Origin of the sequence: Aliivibrio sp. S4MY1 (assembly GCF_028765545.1) — a bacterium.
Lineage (GTDB): Bacteria > Pseudomonadota > Gammaproteobacteria > Enterobacterales > Vibrionaceae > Aliivibrio.
Window position 1 is genome coordinate 108,607 of the sequence record NZ_JARACP010000011.1, and the last position, 16,595, is coordinate 125,201.

At 39.2% G+C, this 16,595-nt stretch carries 13 protein-coding genes; 11 read left to right on the forward strand and 2 right to left on the reverse strand.

Annotation, left to right across the window (positions count from 1 at the left end):
• Positions 1–23: 23 nt before the first annotated feature.
• The 5 genes from dsbC (at position 24) to PVK71_RS13780 (ending at position 7,246) form a co-directional block, all read left to right on the forward strand.
• Complete coding sequence (gene dsbC / locus PVK71_RS13760; protein ID WP_274419346.1) at positions 24–797, forward strand: bifunctional protein-disulfide isomerase/oxidoreductase DsbC; 774 nt, start codon at positions 24–26, stop codon at positions 795–797.
• A gap of 98 nt (positions 798–895) precedes the next feature.
• On the forward strand, positions 896–2,635 hold the full coding sequence (gene recJ, locus PVK71_RS13765) for a single-stranded-DNA-specific exonuclease RecJ (RefSeq protein WP_274419347.1): 1,740 nt from the start codon (positions 896–898) through the stop codon (positions 2,633–2,635).
• A 281-nt stretch (positions 2,636–2,916) separates the two neighbouring features.
• Positions 2,917–4,015, forward strand: a protein-coding gene (gene prfB, locus PVK71_RS13770) for a peptide chain release factor 2 (RefSeq protein ID WP_130044328.1) whose coding sequence is annotated in 2 segments (ribosomal slippage) — positions 2,917–2,991 and positions 2,993–4,015 — 1,098 coding nt in all. Because the reading frame shifts where the segments join, the coding sequence is not laid out codon by codon here.
• A 13-nt stretch (positions 4,016–4,028) separates the two neighbouring features.
• Entirely contained in the window at positions 4,029–5,534 is a 1,506-nt protein-coding gene (gene lysS, locus PVK71_RS13775; RefSeq protein ID WP_130046884.1) for a lysine--tRNA ligase, read from the forward strand.
• Positions 5,535–5,908: 374 nt separating this feature from the next.
• The gene (locus PVK71_RS13780) at positions 5,909–7,246 is read left to right on the forward strand and encodes a sigma-54-dependent transcriptional regulator (RefSeq protein ID WP_274419348.1); all 1,338 of its coding nucleotides are present in this window, start codon (positions 5,909–5,911) and stop codon (positions 7,244–7,246) included.
• A 52-nt stretch (positions 7,247–7,298) separates the two neighbouring features.
• Here PVK71_RS13780 and mutH read toward each other — a convergent pair whose 3' ends face one another.
• Positions 7,299–7,967 carry a DNA mismatch repair endonuclease MutH gene (gene mutH, locus PVK71_RS13785; protein ID WP_151655438.1) on the reverse strand — a complete coding sequence of 223 codons (669 nt, stop codon included), beginning with the start codon at positions 7,965–7,967 and terminating at the stop codon, positions 7,299–7,301.
• Positions 7,968–8,565: 598 nt separating this feature from the next.
• Between mutH and rppH the strand changes: the two genes are divergently transcribed.
• From rppH to PVK71_RS13810, 5 genes are all read left to right on the forward strand, one after another.
• On the forward strand, positions 8,566–9,078 hold the full coding sequence (gene rppH, locus PVK71_RS13790) for an RNA pyrophosphohydrolase (protein WP_122036636.1): 513 nt from the start codon (positions 8,566–8,568) through the stop codon (positions 9,076–9,078).
• A gap of 36 nt (positions 9,079–9,114) precedes the next feature.
• Positions 9,115–11,376, forward strand: a complete 2,262-nt coding sequence (gene ptsP / locus PVK71_RS13795) for a phosphoenolpyruvate--protein phosphotransferase (RefSeq protein WP_274419349.1) — start codon at positions 9,115–9,117, stop codon at positions 11,374–11,376.
• A complete protein-coding gene (locus PVK71_RS13800) occupies positions 11,377–12,180 on the forward strand; it encodes a sulfite exporter TauE/SafE family protein (RefSeq protein WP_274419350.1) in 804 nt (267 codons plus the stop codon). It abuts the gene before it with no gap.
• Positions 12,181–12,190: 10 nt separating this feature from the next.
• A complete protein-coding gene (gene lgt / locus PVK71_RS13805; RefSeq protein WP_151655442.1) occupies positions 12,191–13,042 on the forward strand; it encodes a prolipoprotein diacylglyceryl transferase in 852 nt (283 codons plus the stop codon).
• A gap of 101 nt (positions 13,043–13,143) precedes the next feature.
• A complete protein-coding gene (locus tag PVK71_RS13810; RefSeq protein ID WP_274419351.1) occupies positions 13,144–13,995 on the forward strand; it encodes a thymidylate synthase in 852 nt (283 codons plus the stop codon).
• A gap of 104 nt (positions 13,996–14,099) precedes the next feature.
• On the opposite strand, the gene PVK71_RS13815 is transcribed toward PVK71_RS13810, so the two are convergent.
• Positions 14,100–15,245, reverse strand: coding sequence for a Na/Pi symporter (locus PVK71_RS13815; RefSeq protein WP_274419352.1), 1,146 nt, complete (start codon positions 15,243–15,245; stop codon positions 14,100–14,102).
• A gap of 405 nt (positions 15,246–15,650) precedes the next feature.
• Between PVK71_RS13815 and nhaR the strand changes: the two genes are divergently transcribed.
• Positions 15,651–16,553 carry a transcriptional activator NhaR gene (gene nhaR / locus PVK71_RS13820; protein WP_274419353.1) on the forward strand — a complete coding sequence of 301 codons (903 nt, stop codon included), beginning with the start codon at positions 15,651–15,653 and terminating at the stop codon, positions 16,551–16,553.
• Positions 16,554–16,595 lie beyond the last annotated feature (42 nt).

Sequence of the window (16,595 nt, forward strand, 5' to 3'; positions counted from 1 at the left end):
TTACTTTTTTTATAGGTACTTTTATGTCATTTATTCGCCGTACTAGCGCGATGTGTATTGCTCTATTGAGTGTAATTTCTTTTACAGCATGTTCTGATGAGCAAGCAAAAGAGAAAGTGGTAGCGCCTTCTGTAGAAGTCTCTCAATCTGATTCAGAGCAAGCGATTACTCAACGTTTAACTGCATTGGGTTTACCTGTAGAAGCCATTCACGACTCTGAAGTTGATGGTTTTAAACAAGTAGAAACACCATTTGGTATTTTTTATGTATCAGATGATGGTAAGCATTTCATTCAAGGTCGTATTTTTGAGTTTGATGAAAGTGGCAATATGAAAGATTTATTAGCGGCTCGTTTTGCAAAATTGGTTGATAGCCAAAGTGAGAATATGATTGTATTCCCTGCTAAGGATGAAAAACACGTTATCACTGTATTTACAGATATTACTTGTGGTTACTGTACAAAACTACATAAAGAGATGAAAGACTATAACGATGCAGGTATTACTGTTCGTTACTTGGCTTACCCTCGTCAAGGTTACCAAGGCTCTGTTGCTGATAAAATGGCACAAATTTGGTGTGCTGATGACAAACAACAAGCGATGGAAGACGCAAAATCACATCGTGCAATTAATGGTGAAAAACCAGCAACAGCTCAGTGCAAGAGCATCATCAAAGAACAGTATTTATTAGGTCGTAAAATGGGTGTAAATGGTACACCTGCAATTGTACTGCCTAATGGTGATCTTGTACCTGGTTACAAGCCAGCACAAGAGCTTTTGAAAGACTTAGAAAAATAATTATTACGTAATTGAATTTAAATCCCCGCAATACTTATTTAACTTAAGTATGGTGCGGGGATTTTTTTATCTTTATAAACCTAACCTTGGGCTAAATCATGATTGAAGTGAAACGTCGTCTTATTCCAGAAATCCCAGCACTTCCGAGTTCAATTCCTTCAATCTTACAACGGATTTATGCAGCTCGTGGTATTACATCAAATGATCAGTTAGAGCGTGGTGCCAAATCCTTGCTCTCATTTCAATCAATGCATGGCATAACTAAAGCCGTTGATATTCTAGTTGAGGCGATCGCAAAACAAACTCGTATTATTGTCGTGGGTGATTTCGATGCTGATGGTGCAACGAGTTCTGCGTTATCTGTGATGGCATTTCGAATGATGGGCAGTAGTAATGTTGATTATTTAGTACCGAATCGTTTTGAAGATGGCTATGGATTAAGCCCTGATGTGGTGGATCAAGCCAAAGAGATGGGTGCAGAAATCATCATGACAGTAGATAATGGCGTTTCATCAATTGAAGGTGTTGCTGCAGCGAAAGCCTATGGAATGCAAGTGGTCGTAACCGATCACCATTTACCGGGTTCTTCTTTGCCAATCGCAGATTCAATTGTTAACCCTAACCTTGAAGAGTGTGCCTTTCCGTCTAAGTCTTTAGCTGGTGTTGGTGTCGCGTTTTATTTGATGTTAGCGATTCGTGCTCGTTTGCGTGAAAACAATTGGTTTGAAACTCAAAATATTCCTATTCCGAACCTTGCTGATTTATTGGATTTAGTCGCACTAGGCACTGTTGCTGATTTGGTTGCACTTGATGAAAATAACCGTATTTTAGTGCATCAAGGTATCCAACGTATTCGTGCAGGTAAATGTCGTCCGGGTATTCAAGCGTTAATCGAAGTAGCAAATAAAGTGCCTTCTCGAATTGTTGCTTCAGATTTTGGTTTTGCACTTGGTCCAAGAATTAATGCCGCAGGTCGTTTGGATGACATGTCGTTTGGTGTTGAGCTTCTTATGTCCAACAATATTCATGCTGCACGTCGTATGGCCTCAGAACTTGATGCTTTAAATCAAACTCGTAAAGAGATTGAGCAAGGTATGAAAGATGAAGCGATGGCGATTTGTGAGCGCTTAGAGTTCGGTGCACAAAGTGAATTGCCTTTTGGCTTGGTGTTATTCCAGCGAGATTGGCATCAGGGTGTGATTGGAATTCTCGCTTCTCGTATTAAAGAAAAATATCATCGCCCTGTCATCGCATTTGCTGATGGTGGTGATGGGTTTATTAAAGGGTCATGTCGTTCCATTCCTGGCTTTCATATGCGTGATGCGTTGGATTTAATTGATACTCGTAATCCTGGGTTAATTTTGAAGTTTGGTGGTCATGCCATGGCGGCAGGCTTAACCATTAAAGAAGTGGATTATAAGAAGTTCAGTCAAGCCTTTGATGATGTAGTGCGTGAGTCAGTAGAAGAAGAGACGTTAACTGGAGTTGTACTGTCAGACGGCGAACTAACACCGGAAGAATTTACTTTAGGTACTGCAGAGATCATTCGAGCGGGCGGTCCATGGGGACAAGCTTTCCCTGAGCCTATTTTTGATGGTGAGTTTAAAGTATTAAACCAACGCTTGGTGGGTGAAAAACATCTTAAGTTGATGTTGGAACCACTGCATAAAGATTTTCCAACCAACAAAATGGTTGATGCCATTGCATTTAATATTGATGTTCGTCGCTGGCCAGACGCTTCTGTTCAAAAAGTAAAACTGGCTTATCGTTTAGATATTAATGAATTTCGAGGCAATCAAACATTACAATTAATGGTTGAATACATAGAACCAATGTAATTTCATTGCACTATAAAGAAAAAAGAAAGCAAAAAGGTTAACTAACACTAAATATCACGTTAAGTGATACTTAATGATATGTTGCATTTTTGCTTTGTATGAAAATAGAAAGGCGCGTATTCCGGCTAGAGGTTAAATAAAAAGAAAATTGGTGTGATTAAATTTACACCATTTTCTCAATCCTTATTGTTCTTGCTTTCAGAGGGTGAAATACCTCGATTTCTATCACACTTTTGGTTAAAATCTCTCGGTTATTTTTTATTCGGCGATGATAAAACACCATGTTCGAAATTAATCCTATTAAAAACCGTCTCCAGGATGTGTCTGATCGCACAAATATCCTGAGGGGGTACCTTTGACTATGATGCTAAGAAAGAGCGTCTAGAAGAAGTCAATGCAGAGCTAGAACAACCAGAAGTATGGAATGAACCTGAGCGCGCACAAGCATTAGGTAAAGAACGTGCTTCTTTAGAAGCGATTGTAGAAACTATTGACCAATTAGACCAAGGCGGCGAAGACGTTGAAGGCTTACTTGAGTTAGCAGTAGAAGAACAAGATCAAGAGACGTTTGATGAAATTGAACCAGAGCTTGCTGACTTAGAAGAAAAACTAGCGGCGTTAGAATTTCGTCGTATGTTCTCTGGCGCACATGATGCATCTGATTGTTATATTGATTTACAGTCAGGTTCTGGCGGCACAGAAGCGCAAGATTGGACATCAATGATGTTACGTATGTACTTGCGTTGGGCGGAAGCCAAAGGATTTAAAACGGAAATAATCGAAGTTTCTGATGGTGATGTAGCTGGCCTAAAAGGCGCAACAGTACGCATTTCTGGTGAATACGCTTATGGTTGGTTACGCACAGAAACTGGCGTACACCGTTTAGTTCGTAAATCACCATTTGATTCAAGTGGTCGTCGACATACCTCATTTGCTTCAGCGTTTATCTATCCTGAAATAGATGACAACATTGAAGTGGATATTAACCCTGCTGATTTACGTATTGATGTATACCGAGCTTCTGGCGCAGGTGGTCAACACGTAAACACCACTGAATCTGCGGTACGTATTACTCACGTTCCGACAAATACAGTAGTGCAATGTCAAAATGATCGTTCTCAGCATAAAAACAAAGCACAAGCAATGAAGCAGTTGAAAGCAAAACTGTTTGAACTTGAGCTTCAGAAACAAAACGCAGAGAAACAAGTAAACGAAGATTCTAAATCCGATATCGGGTGGGGCAGTCAGATTCGCTCATACGTATTAGATGATTCGCGCATTAAAGATTTGCGTACCGGCATTGAAAATCGTAATACGCAAGCCGTATTAGACGGTGATTTAGATAAATTTATCGAAGCCAGCTTAAAATCTGGATTATAAGAAAGGGTTCATTATGACTGACCAAGTACAACTAGATGAAAACAAACTGATTGCAGAACGTCGTGGTAAATTAGACCATATCCGTCAAGCATGTAAGGCGAATGGCCACCCGAATGACTTCCGTCGTGATAGTCTTGCGAGTGACCTTCAAGCTGAGTTTGGTGAAAAGACCAAAGAAGAGCTAGAAGAATTAAACCATATCGTTGCTATCGCAGGCCGTATCATGGCTAAGCGTGGTCCTTTCTTATTGATCCAAGAAGTGTCTGGTAAGATCCAAGCTTATGCATCGAAAGATGTGCAAAAAGAGCTTAAAGACAAATACCAAGGTCTAGATATCGGTGACATCATCGGTGTTAAAGGTGCTCTACATAAATCAGGTAAAGGCGATCTTTACGTGAACATGGAAGAGTACGTATTGCTAACAAAAGCACTGCGTCCATTACCTGAAAAATTCCACGGTTTAACTGACCAAGAAATGCGTTACCGTCAGCGTTATGTTGACCTTATCGTAAATGATGATTCACGTACTGCATTTGTTATCCGCTCTAAAGTGGTTTCTGCAATTCGTAACTTCATGGTTGATAAAGGCTTCATGGAAGTTGAAACGCCAATGATGCACGTTATCCCTGGTGGCGCTTCAGCACGTCCATTCGTAACACACCATAATGCACTTGATGTTGATATGTACCTACGTATCGCCCCTGAGCTTTACCTAAAACGTCTAGTTGTTGGTGGTTTTGAGCGTGTGTTCGAAATTAACCGTAACTTCCGTAACGAAGGCCTATCTCCACGTCATAACCCAGAATTCACAATGATGGAATTCTACATGGCGTATGCTGATTACAATGATCTAATGGATCTAACAGAAGCAATGCTATCTCAAGTAGCTATCTCTGTTCTAGGCAGTGATAAAATGCCTTACGGTGAGTATACCGTTGATTTTGGTGGCAAATACGCACGTATGAGCATGCTAGACGCAATTAAACTATACAACCCAGAGCATGCTGAGATTCAAGCGCTAACGTACGAAGGCGTTCAAGATCGTGACTTAATGGTTTCTATCGCGAAATCAGTGCATGTTGACGTTGAAAGCTTCTGGACATGTGGTCAGCTTCTTGAAGAAATCTTTGGTGAAACAGCTGAACCTAAGTTAATGCAACCTACGTTCATCACTGAATACCCAGCGGATATCTCACCATTAGCACGTCGTAACGACAACAATGATTTCATTACAGACCGTTTTGAGTTCTTTATTGGTGGCCGTGAAGTAGCAAATGGTTTCTCTGAGCTTAATGATGCTCAAGACCAAGACGAGCGTTTTAAAGCGCAAGTTAACGCAAAAGAGTCTGGTGATGATGAAGCAATGTTCTATGATGCTGATTATATTACAGCGCTTGAGCACGGTTTACCGCCAACAGCGGGTCAAGGCATCGGTATTGACCGTTTAGTGATGTTATTCACTAACACTCACACAATTCGTGATGTTATTTTATTCCCTTCTATGCGCCCTCAAGCATAATTTAGAATAAAGTGATAAATTAAAGAGTAGCTTTTAAAGCTGCTCTTTTTTTTATAAAAAGGAAAATATTAGAATACAAGCACACTTCCTCATCAATTGACCTAACTTTTACATTTCTTTTTAAAGTAGAGGAATGGCTATAAAAGTAATAAAAACACCTTCCTTTATATTATAAAATTAAATGCATCTCATAGATGAGGCATATTTCTTTCTGATATGTTAAGTATCATTTATTTTTTATCTGTAATTTTGTGTTTTTTTGTTAAAAAGATGACGAGCATCTCACTTGTGAGACTGCGAGGCGTCTTAAAACCTGTATAGTTGCCTTTAGAAGAAAGTTTAGTTGGTTAAATAAAGAATTTAGAGGTAAGGCTATGGGTACTCAGTTTCGTATGGATTCTGTTCCAGGTTCGTTAGTGGTTGTTGGTGGAAGTTACGAACCTTGGTTAGCAGTATTAGAACAAGTTGGCTGGCGTTGTCATCGTTGCTATGACCTTCGTGCTGCGCAAGCATTGTTTGATGAAATTGGGCCATGTATTGGTATTGTGGATCTAAGCCAAGATGATTTCAGTCTTAATGGTATTGCAACGTTAGTAAATAATAATAAACAAGTGCGTTGGATGGCATTTATTCGTGAATCACAACTAAGCTCAGATACTATTTGCCAATTTATTGTGAATTTCTGTATTGATTTCTTTACCGCTCCAATTCCTGATGCTCAGTTGCTAAGTACGATTGGTCACCAATTAGGAATGCTAAAATTAGAACGTAAAGTTTGGCCAAATATGGGACAAAAATCGGATTTAGGTATTTTAGGTGAAGCGCCGGCAGTTAAGCGTCTACGAGATCAAATTCGTCGAGTAGCACCAACAGATGTTTCTATTCTTATCTCTGGTGAAAGTGGTGTAGGTAAGGATGCGGTAGCAAAAGCGGTGCATGATTCTTCTGGTCGTAATAAAGGACCATTTATTTCATTAAACTGTGGTTCATTATCTGATTCAAAAATAGAGCAAGAGCTATTTGGGCAGGATTTATCTGATTACCAAGAGTCTAAACTGTTCCAAGCGAGCGGTGGCACTTTGTTCTTAAATGATATTAATGATTTACCAGCGGCTCAACAGCAACATTTATTACGCTTTTTACAAGAAGGTAATATAGAAACGACTCAGGGCTTTATTGATATTGATGTGAGAGTGATTGTTGCAAGCCATATTGATCTTGAAAAAGCGATAGAAGAAGGTAACTTTAAAGAAGAGTTATATTATCGTCTGAATGTACTTCGTATTCATGTCCCTTCTTTAAAAGAGAGAAGTTCAGATATTTCGGTCTTAGCGGATCATTTTCTTCAACGCTATGCCAGAGAATACAATACACAAGCACGTACTTTCTCAGAAGATGCAATGCAAACTATGCTGCATTACCAATGGCCGGGTAATGTTCGTGAATTAGTTAACCAGGTTAAACGTGCAGTATTACTTGCAGATAGCATGACGATAGATCTTGAGCATTTAGATCTTCCACAGCGCAGTGATACAAAACGAAGCTTACGTGTTATTCGTGAAAATTCAGAGCGTGATGCACTCTTGATGGTATTAGAGTCTCATGATGGTCAGGTGTCCTCTGCTGCAAAAGAGCTAGGAGTGTCGCGTGCCACCATGTATCGTTTATTGAATAAACATAACTTGATTTCAGAGCCAAGAAGCTACAGCTAATAAAAGCAAAGTTAGCAAAAGGGTCTTATCTTAATTAGAGATAAGGCCTTTTTTAATTAAAGAATGATTTTAAGATCGCATGAGTAAAATGAGTTTTTAAATAAAACCCTCTTGGTAGCGTTTTAATTGGGTTTCCATTCTCCCCGTAAGCTTCAGTAAGGGCTCGGCTGTTTGCCGCTTTAGGTCTAAGCTGTAAAACTTCACCATGCTTTGCCGTGATAGATTCCACTTTTCCTAAGACAATTAAGTCCATTAACTCTTCCCAATCTTGCTTTAATTGGTGCTCTTCTGCTATAGAAGGTTTCCACAGTACAGGGTAACCAACATGTCGATCACCGACAGGGATTTCTCGCTCCCCTTCAACAGGGATCCACAGAACATGAGCTAATTTATGGCGAACATGAGATTCCTCCCACTTTAAACTATGTACACCAGTTAGAGGTGCAACAGAGACAAAAGTGGTTTCAAGAGGTTTTCCGCTATAACTGATCGGAATTGTTTTGAGTTCAATACCAAGATCAATGAAATCAGGCAATGGTTTACTCCCTGCAGAAGCGCCTAAATGCCATTCTAATAACTGCCCAACCCAGCCTTTATCTCGCTTTAAATTTTCAGGGACAGCTATCCCTGCTTGTTCAGCAAGTTCAGAGAGCGTATAGCCTGCAATGTTTTCAGCTCTGGTTAATAGTTCATTAATACTGTTTGGTGGTGGTTGCTTCATAGTGGCTCTTTAATGGCGATAGAACGATAAGATTACCATATAATCTTTTCTATTTAGCACTCTTGATTGGATCTTCTCAAGTTATCCACAGTGAAGATTATTTTTTGCTCTATATTTGTTTTTATGGATCTATGTACAGTACTTTATTTCTTAATAAGTTATTGACTTTTTAAGGGGCAGCACATTATAGAGCTTGTAATTGTGGGTAACCATCAAGTTGCTCGATCTTTAACCGATCTGTGTTCATATTATTCAATCAGAGTTAAATAAAAAAGATCCAATTAAAGATCTTTTGTTTAACTTTATGTTTATTATGGTATTTGTTGATTTCCCATTATTATCTTCACTCTATTGATAAATTGATTTTTATTGCTCAATTTGATTTGTTTTTATCTTCTTCACAAAGTTATACACAGAAAAGGTGAATAAATGTGGGGCAGCTCTCATTGTTATGTTGATAAGTTCTCTTGTGATTAAAAGTTATTCAATAAAAGAGGTTATTTTAGTAAAACGTGATAAGAAAGCGTGATCCTGTTTGCTCAAAGAGACGATCTGTGAAAAAATCATAGGCAATATAAGTTTAAGATGAGGTCATCCAGTGATAGATGGCGATGGTTTCCGCCCGAACGTCGGGATAGTGATATGCAATAGCCATGGTCAAGTATTCTGGGCGAAACGATACGGACAACATTCTTGGCAATTTCCACAAGGTGGCATTGATGATGGTGAGACACCAGAGCAAGCAATGTACCGAGAATTGTATGAAGAAGTTGGTCTGACAAAAAATGATGTACGTATTTTAGCAAGTAGCCGCCATTGGTTACGATATAAATTACCGAAGCGTTTAGTTAGATGGGATTCAAAACCTGTCTGTATTGGGCAAAAACAGAAGTGGTTTTTGCTACGCTTGGAATGTGACGAATCCAAGGTGAATATGCAAAGAGATCGCACGCCAGAATTTGATGGTTGGCGATGGGTAAGTTATTGGTACCCAGTTAGACAAGTGGTTTCATTTAAGCGTGATGTTTATCGTCGAGCCCTCAAAGAGTTCGCGGTAATTGCTATGCCGTTTAAGGAACGAAAATTTAAAAGGAAAGGTAAAAAAGGTTAAGCGGTCGATACCTTATAACCTTAAGGATTGCCTCTTATGCTTACTCAACTCAGGGACATAGTTGATCACGTCGCTAAAGCAGAATCGCTCGATGATGCTTTAGCGTTATTAGTGAAGAATACCCGTCACTCAATGCGAACAGAGTGTTGCTCAGTCTATTTAATGAGTAATGATAATCTGCGTTTAGAATTGATGGCTACCGAAGGTTTAAAAGCCAAGCCGAATACCGTTTCACTTGGTATTGATGAAGGGCTTGTAGGCCTGGTTGCCCGTAGCTGCGAGCCATTAAACCTCGCTAATGCCTCAGTACACCCCTCGTATAAATACATTCCAAGTATTGCTGAATATAAATTTAACTCTTTTTTGGCGACGCCGATCATCTATCGTCGACAAAATTTAGGCGTTTTAGTTGTTCAACAGAAAGAGAAACGCCAATTTACAGAAGTGGAAGAATCCTTTCTTGTTACGCTTTCTGCTCAACTTGCAGTGGTATTAGCGCACGCGAAAGCACACGAAAGTTGGTCTGCTCATTTACAAACTTCAGTAATACAACAGAAACAATTTAAAGGGATCTCTGCGTCTAATGGCGTAGGTATTGCCCCTTTATGGTTTGATGATGCCCAACCTAAAATAGAAGCAATTTTACCAAGTTCTTGTCTTGATATTGAGCTGGAAAAAGATCGTTTAGGTACGGCGGTTGAGTTAGCTCTAAAGGATTTTAGACGTTCGAAAAAGCGTTTTGAGCAAGAGCTGAACAACGAAACGTTAGCAATCTTTGATCTCTTTACTCACTTATTAAATGATCCAATGCTGAAAGCTGATCTGAAAAAACAGATCGATAAAGGGGACTCTGCTGAGTGGGCATTGCGCCAAGTTATTGAGTCTTATGCTGGCCGTTTTGAGAGAATGAGTGACTCTTATTTAAGTGAGAGAGCAAATGACGTTAGGGAGCTAGGACAGCGTTTACTCTACTTTTTAAACTATGAAGATAACTTAGATATTGAACTGTCTCACCCTGTTATTTTGGTGACAAACCAATTAACTGCTTCAATGCTTGCGAGTATCCCAAAAGATAAGTTAAGAGGGGTTATCTCTCTCGAGGGGGCTGCTAACTCTCACGCTGCTATTTTATCTCGAGCTTTAGGCATCCCGGCGATTATGGGCGTAGAGTTTAACCCTGGTCATTACCATAAATCATTAGCCATTGTTGATGGTTACAGTGGCTTGCTTTATATCAAGCCGACAGAAGCGCTAACTCAAGAATACATCGAATTACAAAACGAAGAGATCGCACTCTCTGAGTTAATAACACAAGATCTTGATAAACCAACATTAACGCTAGATGGGCATTTGATGAAGATCCATCTTAATGCAGGATTAAGCGCAGACTCAAGCATTGCCGTTAACCAAGGGGTTGATGGTGTAGGGCTGTATCGCACCGAAATACCCTTTTTATTGCATCAACGATTTCCTTCTGAAGAAGAACAATATTTGCAATATAAGGCAATTTTAGAAACCTATCCTCAAAAACCAGTCATCATGAGAACGTTGGATATTGGAGGGGATAAGCCATTACCTTATTTACCAATAGAAGAAGATAATCCATTTTTAGGCTGGCGTGGCATTCGGTTCACTTTAGATCATCCTGATATTTTTTTACTACAGTTAAAAGCCATGGTCAGAGCGAATATTGGCAATGAAAATTTATCGATTATGTTGCCGATGATTTCAGGGATCCCTGAATTAAAGCAAGCCCGGGCGTTGATCAATCAAGCTTATGAAGAAGTACTTAGTGAGGCTGAAACACACTTTGCAAAACCTCGCATTGGTATGATGGTAGAAGTACCTTCTATGCTTTATCTCTTACCAAGAGTTGCAGGGTTAGTTGATTTCATTTCTGTAGGGACGAATGATTTAACTCAGTATCTATTAGCCGTAGATAGGAATAACTCACGGGTTTCTCATGTGTATGAGTCTTATCACCCTGCGGTATTATTAGCATTAAAACAGATTATCGATACGGCAAATCAACATAATTTGCCCGTCAGCGTCTGTGGTGAATTAGCGGGTGATCCTATTGGTTGTTTATTGTTGATGGGCCTGGGTTACAACAGTTTAAGTATGAATACCTCTAATGTAGCAAAAGTTAAGTATATTATTAGACAGGTAGGGTTATCAGAAATAGAAACGCTAATAGCTAAACTTTTACACCATGATGATGCAGAGCAAATTTTAGCTGATATGATGGCGTTTTTTGAAGAGAAGAATCTTTCAGGATTTATTCGAGCAGGTAAATAAATGTCAGTGGATTTTTGGTCTATTTTTGCACTCTATCTTGCATTAGGCAGTGTTGTTGGAGTAATGGCTGGCTTATTAGGCATTGGTGGTGGATTACTTGTTGTTCCTGCATTGTTATGGTTACTTCCACAAGCCGGTATTGATGCTAGCATTGCAATGCAAATGGCACTTGGTACATCACTAGCAACCATTATATTTACCTCAAGCTCATCGGCATGGAACCATTTACGTTTAGGTAATGTCGAAGTGGGGCTTATTAAAAGTTTAGCGCCAGGGGTTATTCTAGGCGGTTTTATTGGCAGTTACCTTACCGAATTAATACCAGCACATTATTTACCGAAAGTGTTTGGTGTTATTGTGCTTTTATTAGCTCTACAGATGCTGTTAGCGCTTAAATTTACGGCGACAAGAATAATGCCGCCACCGCTTAAAGTTGCGACATCCGGTGGTGTTATTGGTATTGTGTCTAGCTTAGCGGGCATTGGTGGTGGATCACTAACGGTACCTTATTTAAGTTTTCATGGTGTTGAAATGAGAAAGGCCATTGGCAGCTCTTCATTATGTGGCACATTAATCGCTATTGCAGGCATGATAGGGTTTGTAATACATGGTGTAAATGTGGAAAACTTACCGCCAATGAGTTTAGGTTACGTTTATTTACCTGCATTGTGTGGTATTAGCTTTACCTCTATTTTAACCACTAGAGTTGGGGCTAAATTAGCGTCACATTTACCAACACCGACATTAAAAAAAATCTTTGCCGTATTTCTAGTATTTATTGGCAGTAAAATGTTCTTAGGATAAGAGAGTAGTCATGAGTCAGGGGTATTTGAACTTCCCACACATCGATCCAGTTTTGATTGAAATAGGGCCATTAGCAGTACGTTGGTACGGCTTGATGTATTTATTCGGTTTCATGTTTGCCTTATGGCTTGCTAATAAACGCGCTGATAAACCAAACAGCGGTTGGACTCGTGATCAAGTGAGTGATCTTCTGTTTGCAGGCTTTTTAGGGGTAGTCATTGGTGGACGTGTTGGTTATGTCCTATTTTATAACTTTGGCCATTTCTTAGAGAACCCACTGTATTTATTTGAGGTGTGGACGGGCGGTATGTCTTTCCATGGTGGCTTGTTAGGTGTGATCACGGCAATGCTCTGGTACGGTTATAAAAATAATCGTAGCTTCTTTACCATTGCCGATTTTGTAGCGCCATTAGTCCCATTTGGTTTAGGTGCGGGTCGTCTTGGTAACTTTATGAATGGTGAACTTTGGGGACGAGTAACGGATGTGCCTTGGGCGATGGTATTCCCAACGGGTGGCCCTTTCCCTCGTCATCCATCTCAGTTATATGAATTTGCACTGGAAGGTGTTGTTCTATTCTTCATTCTAAACTGGTTTATTCGTAAACCTCGTCCGCTAGGTGCAGTCTCAGGGTTATTCCTATTTGGCTATGGAACCTTCCGTTTCTTGGTAGAATACGTTCGCCAACCTGATGCTCAGTTAGGTCTATTTGGTGACTGGATTTCAATGGGACAAATTTTATCATTGCCAATGGTGATTGGTGGTCTATTGATGATGATTTGGGCATTCAAACGTAATCTTTTTGCGACTGATTTAAAGAGCAGCGGCACCAAGTCAAAGAAATCTAAACAAAAAGCAAAATAAACAAACTAAGAAAAATACGCTAGAATAGCGTGAATGACGATTTATAGTAATGGCCTCTCGTTTGAGGCCATTTTTTTAACTAATTTTAAGAGAGCAGACCCGTGAAGCAGTATTTAGATTTATGCCAACGCATCGTTGATGAAGGGACTTGGATTGAAAACGAACGTACAGGAAAACGCTGCCTAACGGTGATTAACGCTGATTTAACTTATGATGTTGCTAATAGCCAATTTCCGTTAGTAACGACACGTAAGAGTTTTTGGAAAGCGGCAGTCGCAGAGATGATTGGCTATATTCGTGGTTACGATAATGCGGAAGACTTCCGTAAGATTGGCACTAAAACATGGGATGCGAATGCGAACTTAAATGATGCATGGCTGAATAATCCTCATCGTAAAGGTGATGATGACATGGGCCGAGTATACGGTGTACAAGGTCGTTCGTGGGCAAAACCAAATGGTGAGTTTGTCGATCAACTGAAAAAGATCATTGATGATTTAAGCGCAGGTATTGATGACCGTGGTGAAATTTTAAACTTCTACAATCCTGGTGAGTTTGATATGGGTTGCTTGCGTCCATGCATGTACTCACACCATTTTTCACTATTAGGGGATACATTGTACTTAAATAGTACTCAACGCTCGTGTGATGTTCCGCTAGGCCTTAATTTTAATATGGTCCAAGTCTATTTTCTACTGGCTATTGTGGCTCAAATTACAGGGCATAAAGCAGGTAAGGCTTATCATAAAATTGTTAACGGTCACATCTATGAAGATCAGCTTGAATTGATGAAAGAAGTTCAGTTAAAGCGTGAGCCATTGAAAGCCCCAATCTTTAAAATAAACCCTAAGATAAAATCATTAGAAGATTTAGAAACTTGGGTAACCATGGATGATTTTGAAGTGATTGGCTATGAAAGTCATGAAGCGATTAAGTATCCTTTTTCTGTGTAATACCCAGTCCAGTACTAATATCCATTTACTAATTACATTTGTATAAGATATAAAAAAGCCCCGAAGCATTTACTTCGGGGCTTTCCTTTATCTGTTTATCAATATTAAACCGTTAGAGCTAATACGCTACCTGGTAGAATGATGAATACAAAACTTAAATATCCAGCAACAACCGCTTTGTTACGGTTAGCCATTTCTGCAATCCACTCAGCACCTTTAATTGGTAACTCACGTAAGAATGGAGTACCGAAGATAACTAGCGTTGCAATTACGTTGAAACATAGGTGAACAAGTGCAATTTGCAGAGCAAGAACCGCATACTCTCCTGATGCAGCCGTTGCTGCTAGTAGAGCCGTCACACAAGTACCAATGTTGGCACCAAGAGTGAATGGATAAACATCGCGAACTTTAAGTACACCAGTACCTACAAGTGGAACCATTAAACTTGTTGTTGTCGATGATGATTGAACTAGAACCGTTACTACTGTACCTGATGCGATACCATGTAGAGGGCCACGGCCAATTGCGCTCTTAAGCAGTTCTTTTGCACGACCAACCATTAAGCTCTTCATTAATTTACCCATAAGAGTAATAGAAATAATAAGAACGGTAATACCAAGTGCAATCATTAATAGACCACCAGTCATGCTTCCAAAGCTAGATAGAGGCTCTTGGATAGCACTGATAACTGGCTTGGTAATTGGTTTGATAAAATCAAAGCCTTTCATGTTCATGTCGCCCGCACTTAAGAACGGAGACACCAACCATGCTGATAGTTTTTGGAAAATACCAAACATCATTTCTAGAGGTAAGAAAATAGACACGGCTAATAGGTTAAAGAAGTCATGAACCGTTGCGCAAGCAAATGCACGTCTAAATTCATTTTTACAACGAGCGTGGCCAAGGCTTACTAGAGTATTGGTAACGGTAGTACCAATATTAGCACCCATTACCATAGGAATTGCGGTTTCAATAGGTAAACCACCAGCCACTAATCCAACAATAATAGAGGTCACAGTTGAAGAGGATTGAATTAATGCTGTTGCAACTAAGCCGATCATTAAGCCAGCAATAGGGTGAGATGCAAATTCAAAAAGAACTTTTGCTTCCTCACCAACAGACCATTTAAAGCCTGTGCCAACCATAGCAACCGCTAAAAGAAGAAGGTAAAGCATAAATGCTAAGTTTGCCCAACGCAGCATGCGCGAGGTATTGCTCATTGTTGCTGCAGAAATTGATTGGGTATTCATAGTAAAGCTCCGTACCGAAATAGTATGTTGTCGGTTTATTTAATCTGAAGCGATAGTAGATAACGAATATTTCAGAAATATTACAGTGAAAGAGAAAACTGTAATAAATGCTTCATATTTCATTTAAGCTCTATTTTTAGTACTCTAGGTGTGTTTAAGTGGTTGAATTATAGTTTGTTTTACGCGTTATTAAAAAATGGAATATAAATTTTTTTTTCAAACTTTTTTGTTATATGTTTCGCTTGTATGACGGTTTTAAGAATCTAGTTGCGGAAAAAACGAATAATTTTAATGAAATAAATAGTTTTTACGAAGTGTTTGCTTTAACTGTAATAAATGTCGTATCGTTCATATTATTGATGATGCAATGACTTATTCGGTTCGCAAAAAGAGATAAGGTGCAATATGTCCCACTTAAATTACAACCATGTTTATTATTTTTGGATGGTATGTAAGCAAGGTTCAGTAACTAAAGCAGCAGAAGCTCTGTTTTTAACCCCTCAAACGGTAACTGGTCAAATTAAAATATTAGAAGAGCGCTTAGACGGTAAATTAACTAAACGTAATGGTCGGAATGTAGAGCCTACAGAGCTAGGACAACTGGTCTATAAATATGCAGATCGTATGTTTGGTTTAAGTTATGAGATGCTTGATATCGTTAATTACAGCCAGCAGTCGAATGTATTGTTTGATGTGGGTGTTGCTGATGCGCTTTCTAAACGTTTAGTAAGTAAAGTTTTATCAACAACAGTACCGGAAGATGCGTCTATTCATCTACGCTGTTTAGAATCCACTCATGAATTATTACTTGAGCAGTTATCTCAACATAAATTAGACATGATTTTGTCTGATTGTCCGGTTGATTCAAGTCAGAACTCTGGGCTTTTCAGTAAAAAGTTAGGTGAGTGTAGTATGAGTTTCTTTTGTTCTAAAGAGAGCGAATCAATCAACTTTCCTGAAGTCTTAGAAAAGAAGAAACTGCTTATTCCTGGTGGCAGAACCTCAATGGGAAGAAAGGTAATCCAGTGGTGTGATCAACAAGGTATTACCCCAAATATTTTAGGGGAGTTTGATGATGTCGCTTTAATGAAAGCATTTGCTCGTGAAAGCAATGCAGTTTTTCTCGCGCCAACCGTTTATATGAATGAGGCAGACTCTGATCTAACTTTACATAGAATTGCTGATGTAAATGATTTAAAAGAAGAGTATTACGTTATTTTTGCTGAACGAATGATCCAGCATCCAGCAGTAAAAAGCATTTGCTCTGCTGATTTCTCACATTTATTTGATTTTAATTTGCAATCATAAAGACGAATACGCTAAATTAGCTTTAACTAAATTAGATGGTAG

Coding starts and splice junctions, on each gene's coding strand:
- PVK71_RS13780 (WP_274419348.1), top strand. CDS start 5,909: ATGGGTACTCAGTTTCGTATGGATTCTGTTCCAGGTTCGTTAGTGGTT.
- lysS (WP_130046884.1), top strand. CDS start 4,029: ATGACTGACCAAGTACAACTAGATGAAAACAAACTGATTGCAGAACGT.
- recJ (WP_274419347.1), top strand. CDS start 896: ATGATTGAAGTGAAACGTCGTCTTATTCCAGAAATCCCAGCACTTCCG.
- lgt (WP_151655442.1), top strand. CDS start 12,191: ATGAGTCAGGGGTATTTGAACTTCCCACACATCGATCCAGTTTTGATT.
- nhaR (WP_274419353.1), top strand. CDS start 15,651: ATGTCCCACTTAAATTACAACCATGTTTATTATTTTTGGATGGTATGT.
- mutH (WP_151655438.1), bottom strand. CDS start 7,967: ATGAAGCAACCACCACCAAACAGTATTAATGAACTATTAACCAGAGCT.
- ptsP (WP_274419349.1), top strand. CDS start 9,115: ATGCTTACTCAACTCAGGGACATAGTTGATCACGTCGCTAAAGCAGAA.
- PVK71_RS13815 (WP_274419352.1), bottom strand. CDS start 15,245: ATGAATACCCAATCAATTTCTGCAGCAACAATGAGCAATACCTCGCGC.
- PVK71_RS13800 (WP_274419350.1), top strand. CDS start 11,377: ATGTCAGTGGATTTTTGGTCTATTTTTGCACTCTATCTTGCATTAGGC.
- dsbC (WP_274419346.1), top strand. CDS start 24: ATGTCATTTATTCGCCGTACTAGCGCGATGTGTATTGCTCTATTGAGT.